The organism is Longimicrobium sp. (assembly GCF_036387355.1).
Lineage (GTDB): Bacteria > Gemmatimonadota > Gemmatimonadetes > Longimicrobiales > Longimicrobiaceae > Longimicrobium.
Window position 1 is genome coordinate 1 of record NZ_DASVTX010000145.1, and the last position, 5,258, is coordinate 5,258.

A 5,258-nucleotide genomic window follows, 5' to 3' on the forward strand; every position below is an offset into this window, starting at 1 on the left:
TCAGCAGGGTGACGCCGTTGCCTTGCAGCCACCGGTGGAACGCGGCGCCGTACGCCGACAGGTGCGCGGGACGGAACACCACCGCCGCTCCCGCCGCCCAGGTGGGGATGATCTCCTCCACGCTGATGTCGAACCCCAGCGACGCCACCTGCGCCACGCGGTCCGCCGCGGTGAGGCCGTACAGGCCGATGACGGTGGCGCAGTGCGTGTCCAGCGCACGGTGCGTCACCCCGACGCCCTTGGGCCGCCCAGTGGTTCCGGAGGTGTAGATGACGTATGCCAGCGCGTCCGGCTCCGCGTCCCCCGGCAGGTCGCCCGCGTCCGCCGGCGCGTCGTTCACCGTAACGACGATGACGGGAAGGGTGCCTTCGGGGACGCGCGCGCGCGCCGCCGCGTCTGTCAGCACCAGGGCCGCGCCGGAGTCCGCCAGCAGAAAGCGGGTGCGGTCCTCCGGTGAGTCCGGGTCCACGGGAACGTAGGCGGCACCGGCCTTGAGCACGGCCAGCAGGGCCAAGGCCAGTTCCGGCCCGCGCTCCATCACGATCCCCACCCGCGCGTCCGCGCCCACGCCCGCGGCCAGCAGCCGCCGCGCGAGCCCGTTGGCACGCGCGTTCAGCTCGCCGTACGAGAGTGCCGCGTCGCCCAGCAGGGCGGCCGGGGCGCCGGGCGCCGCCTGGGCCGCGGCCTCGATGCGCCGGTGCACGCCGCCGCTCCATCCGCCGGCGGGGGCCGGAGACGAAAGCGGGCGGACCGCAAAGGGGCCGCCGAGGGGGCGAAATCCGGAAACGGCGATCATCGGATCAGGGAGTGGGAAGCCGGAAAGGACGCGGCCGCGGGCAGGCCATCGCCAAAACGATGCGCTCCGTAAGCGCCATCACAACCGCGCCTGCAACGACTGTCGGCAGCAGAGCTGGATACGAGAATCCGACGGGTTCCCTCCCCCATCGGCGAGGGGAGAATGTAATGCTTTCTGGGCGGAAAAAGTAGGGTCATGTTTCAGATTGCGTGATCGTCGCGTAAGTGAAACAGCGTGGACAGTGTCGCCGTTGCTCACTTTTCCGTATACACGGCGTTCCGGATGCGCCCGCCCCGGACGCACGGCATGCGTCAGCCGCCAGTGGCCGGAGTGCACAGCCGCGCACCTGTTTTCCCGTGAAAGCGCGAAAGAGAGGGTACGGGCCGGCGGGAGACACACGCACGGAATGCGTCTCTTTGCAGAAACAGACGGAGTTGCCGGGTGGTTGGAGTCAGTCCGCGCGGAGATCCCGGGCGGCGGCGGCGAGGTCGGCGCTCAGCACACGAAGGAATTCGGCGCGCGCCTCCTGCAGAAAGAAGTGCCCGCCGGGAAAGGTGCGGACGGTGAACGGGCCGCGCGTGTGGCGCCCCCACGCCTGCACCTGCTCCGCCGACACCTTGCCGTCAGCCGCGCCGGCGTAGGCGGTGATGGGGCAGGCCAGCGGCTCCCCCTCGGCGAACGCGTACGACTCGTTCAGCGCCACGTCCGCGCGCAGGGTGGGGAGCAGAAGCGCCACCAGTTCACGGTGCTGAAGCAGCGCGTCGGGAAGCCCGCCCAGCTGGCGCAGGTCGTCCAGAAACTCGTCGTCGGGAAGGTGGCTGGTGGGCGCGCGGCCGCTGGCGCAATCCGGCGCGCGGCGTCCGGAGGCAAACAGGTGCACGGGGCCGGCGCGCCCTTGCTCCCGCAGCCGCCGCGCGAGCTCAAACCCGATCAGCGCGCCGTTGCTGTGCCCGAACAGGGCGAACGGCAGGTCCAGGTACGGCCGCACCGCCGAGGAAAGCGCCTCCACCAGCGGCTCCATGCGCATGATGGCGGGCTCCGCGAGGCGGTTCTCCCGTCCGGGGAGCTGCACCGGGCACACCTCCACCTCGGGCGGAAGCACGTCCGCCCATCCGCGGAACGCCGACGCGCCTCCGCCCGCGTGCGCAAGGCAGAACAGACGCAGCCGCGCCCGCGGGTTGGGCCGCGGGCGCGCAATCCACCGATCCATCGTGTTCATCCCCGCTCGCTCTCTGTACACTCCTAAACCGCCACCAAGAGCGCAGAAAGTAACCCGGAAGAGGACCGGGGTACAGGGTCAGGTTACCCACGGGACATATATTTTACGCTGTAAACAGAAAACGGCCGCCGGAGAGCGGCGGCCGTCGTCCAATCCCGTGGCGGTCAGATCAGTCGCGCGGCTCCTTCGCTTGCCCCTGCAAGGTGAGGGTGAGGAAGTCCTGCTCGGAAATCAGCAGAACGCGTTGCGTCTGCCCCTGAAACACCTGCACCAGCACACCGACGCCCGGGCGGCTGTCCAGCAGCAGCACCGAGCCGGGAAGCCGCGCGGCGGCGGACCCCGGGCGGACGGCGGCGAGTTCGGCGTGCTCCGGGCTGCCCGCCTGGGCACTCACGATTTCCGCCTTATACAGCGCGCCCCGCGCGGCGGCCAGCCCGGCCCGCATGCGCGTTCCCGGCTGTACAGCCTCCGTCGTGGTGCCTCCCGCGCCCGGCGCGGAGGGCGGCGGGACGTGGTCGTCGATGGGCGCCAGCACGGGGGATTCCGCGCCGCACGTCCACGTGGCCAGTCTGGGAGCGCCTCCCAGCCCGTGCCAGAGCGCGGCGCCTCCCGGGGTGCTCACCAGCACGCCCGCCGGCCCGCGGCGCGGCTGGGCGGCGTTGAATGGCTCTTCCAGCATGCTGCTGACGCTCACCCCGCCCGCGCCGATGCGCAGCCGGTGCAGCCAGCGCGCAAACTTGCGGTCCGCGCCAACCCGCGCGCCGTACAGCAGCCACTCGCCCGGGCACGCGCTCGTGGCCGAGACCACGGAAAGGGGCAGGTCGGGCACGTCCTGCCGCAGCCGTCCGTCCAGGTCAAAGGTGCGCACCCGCCCGTCGATGTCGGCCACCAGCACCAGCGAGTCGCCGCCCAGCGCAATGGCCGCCACCCCGCGCGCCTCGGCGGGACCACGCCCGTCCTTCAGAAAGGCGGAGCGCAGTTGGCCGTCGCGGCGGTACACGCGGACGTAGGGGGCGCGCAGATCCACCAGCGCCACGTGCCGGCCGCTCGCGCTCACCCGGCCGGAAAGCACCAGGCTGTAGTTGGTACGGGGCTCTCTGGACGGCCCCGCCGTGATCGCCACCAGGTGCCGCGACGGATCGCCCAGCACCCCGGCCGCTCCGCCCGTGGGCGGAGCGTCGCGTCCGCACGCGGAAGCCGCCACCACGAGCACGGCGCCGAGCGCCGCGTGGCCCGCGCGTCGCACGGCGGTCGCGATGGATGCGGACCGGCGGACAGATCCATGAAGAAAGTGCGGGTACAGCGCTCTGCTCATCAGCCCGGGGTTTGGCGGGTTGGAGTCACTGCCGAAGACTCCCCGGCGCAGAGGGCCGGCCGGAGCGGCGGACGGGAGAATGGGCGGAACCTTAGACCCGCCGCCCCGCGCGCACAAGCGTGGGCGGGCTGCACGCGAGTGACGAAAGCACGAACGGCCGCCCAACGGGGCAGCCGTGCGCAGTTTCCTCCGACGAGGGCCCCTACGGCCTCCCGCCCTCCCCGCCTGCCAGCGCCAGGAAGTCACGCTCGGAGAGCAGAATGATGCGCTGCTCCTCCCCCCGATAGACCTGCATCAGAACGCCCACTCCCGGCCGGCTGTCCAGCAGAACGATCCAACCTGGCAGCCGCACAGGTGTATTTCGCCTGGCCGCCACGGCCGCGACTTCCGAATACTCGGGCACCTTGGCGGTCGCGTTGACGAACTCTGATTTGAAGAGCGCCCCGGCCGCGCCGGCCAGCCCACCGCGCAGGTGGCTCCCCGGCGTGGTGGCCGTTACAATCCCGCCCGGAATTTTCCGCGGAGGTGGCGGGGGCGTCGCGCCATCATCGATGGCCCCGAAGCTCGCGGATGCGGCCCCGCAGTGCCACGTCACCAGCGCGGGTGCAGGCCCCAGATGATGCCAGAGCGCCACCCCGCTACGCGTGGCTACCAACCCGTTCGCCATGGCTGTTCTGGGCTCGGTAGATGAAACCGGCTCCGCGAACACGCCCGCCAGCGATTCCGGCCCGGCTCCGATGGGCAGGCGGTGCAGCCACTGAGCGGAGCGTCCGTCTGCGCTGAAACGGGCGCCATACAGCAGCCACTCTCCGGGGCACGCCGTAGTCGCGGAGATGACGCCGAAGGGAAACTCGGGCAGGTTCTGCCGAAGGTGACCATCCAGGTCAAAGGTACGTACCCGCCCGTCGATGTCCGCCACGAGGATCAGCGAGTCTCCAGCCACGGCCACCCCCATCACCCCCCGCGACTCCGCGGGTCCCCGGCCCCGCCGCAGAAATGCCGAGCGGAGCTCGCCCGAGCGCCTGTACACGCGCAGGTAAGGCGGACGCATGTCTACGAGCAGCACATGCTTGCCGCTTTCGCTGACGCGGCCGGACAGTACGAGCGAGAAGTTCGTGTCCGGATTGGGCGAAGGGGCGGCCACGATATCCAGCAGGTGGCGCCCGCGGGCCCGCAGCAGGTGCGCATCGCCCTCGCGCGGGCCGTCGTTCCCGCACCCGATGCCGAACAGCGCTGCAATCACCACCAGCGGCGCGGAACACCCTGAGCGGCGGACCGAAGCCATCACGGCCACACCCAAATGCATTCGCAGAGTCCCGGCGCAATCAGGTAGCAATTGGCGAGTCGGTATATGCGCCCGTTGATGTTTCGGGTCTCTCCGCCGTACGGGGTCACGCATGCCAGCCAGCAGGGCACCATCTCATCCTGCACGTAGGGCGTGTCGCTCTCCTGCCCCTGCAGCGAGCTGTCGGTGCGGAGCGCGGACGCGAGGAGGACCGCGATGGGCATGGTTCTGTGGCGCATGGCTCACCGACACCTCAGGGGACAATGAAAGAATGGCAGATAACAATAAGAGGCGGAATACGGCGGGACAAGGCTGCTGTTCTACGCCCCATCAGCGCGAGAGCCGGGCTTCTTCGTAGCCGGTCGATGGGATCGGCTGGGGTGCCTGCCCGCCGCGCCCCGCAGCCGCGACATCGACGAGTGATGGCCGATTGAACCATGCTTGCCAGCCGGGCCGCGCCGCGCGATGATGCCGCCGGGCGAATCAGACCCCTTCCCGATCCCGATGACGATGCCGCGCAACTGGCTGTTGAAGAGCGAACCCGACGTGTACTCCATCCACGACCTGCAGCGGGACGGCAGCACCTCGTGGGAGGGCGTGCGCAACTACCAGGCGCGCAACTACATGCGCGACGATGCCCGGC

5 protein-coding genes are annotated in these 5,258 nt (G+C 70.5%); 1 reads left to right on the plus strand and 4 read right to left on the minus strand.

Annotation, left to right across the window (positions count from 1 at the left end; translation table 11 throughout):
* The 4 genes from VF665_RS06745 to VF665_RS06760 all read right to left on the minus strand — a co-directional run.
* Positions 1 to 796, minus strand: a 796-nt coding sequence (locus tag VF665_RS06745; protein ID WP_331052646.1) for an AMP-binding protein, incomplete at its 3' end; no start/stop codon positions are given.
* Between the two features lie 451 nt (positions 797 to 1,247).
* On the minus strand, positions 1,248 to 2,015 hold the full coding sequence (locus tag VF665_RS06750) for a thioesterase II family protein (RefSeq protein ID WP_331052647.1): 768 nt from the start codon (positions 2,013 to 2,015) through the stop codon (positions 1,248 to 1,250).
* A 169-nt stretch (positions 2,016 to 2,184) separates the two neighbouring features.
* Positions 2,185 to 3,330 (minus strand): hypothetical protein, encoded by a 1,146-nt coding sequence (locus VF665_RS06755; protein ID WP_331052648.1) that lies wholly within the window; start codon positions 3,328 to 3,330, stop codon positions 2,185 to 2,187.
* A gap of 202 nt (positions 3,331 to 3,532) precedes the next feature.
* Positions 3,533 to 4,615 (minus strand): hypothetical protein, encoded by a 1,083-nt coding sequence (locus VF665_RS06760; RefSeq protein ID WP_331052649.1) that lies wholly within the window; start codon positions 4,613 to 4,615, stop codon positions 3,533 to 3,535.
* A 504-nt stretch (positions 4,616 to 5,119) separates the two neighbouring features.
* On the opposite strand from VF665_RS06760, the gene VF665_RS25865 reads away from it, so the two are divergent.
* Positions 5,120 to 5,258 (plus strand): EVE domain-containing protein (locus VF665_RS25865; RefSeq protein WP_349263108.1); only part of this gene is annotated, 139 nt, incomplete at its 3' end.

What these genes read in the sequence shown, in the direction of transcription:
- VF665_RS06750 (WP_331052647.1), bottom strand. Translation starts at nt 2,015, where the DNA reads ATGAACACGATGGATCGGTGGATTGCGCGCCCGCGGCCCAACCCGCGG.
- VF665_RS06755 (WP_331052648.1), bottom strand. Translation starts at nt 3,330, where the DNA reads ATGAGCAGAGCGCTGTACCCGCACTTTCTTCATGGATCTGTCCGCCGG.
- VF665_RS06760 (WP_331052649.1), bottom strand. Translation starts at nt 4,615, where the DNA reads ATGGCTTCGGTCCGCCGCTCAGGGTGTTCCGCGCCGCTGGTGGTGATT.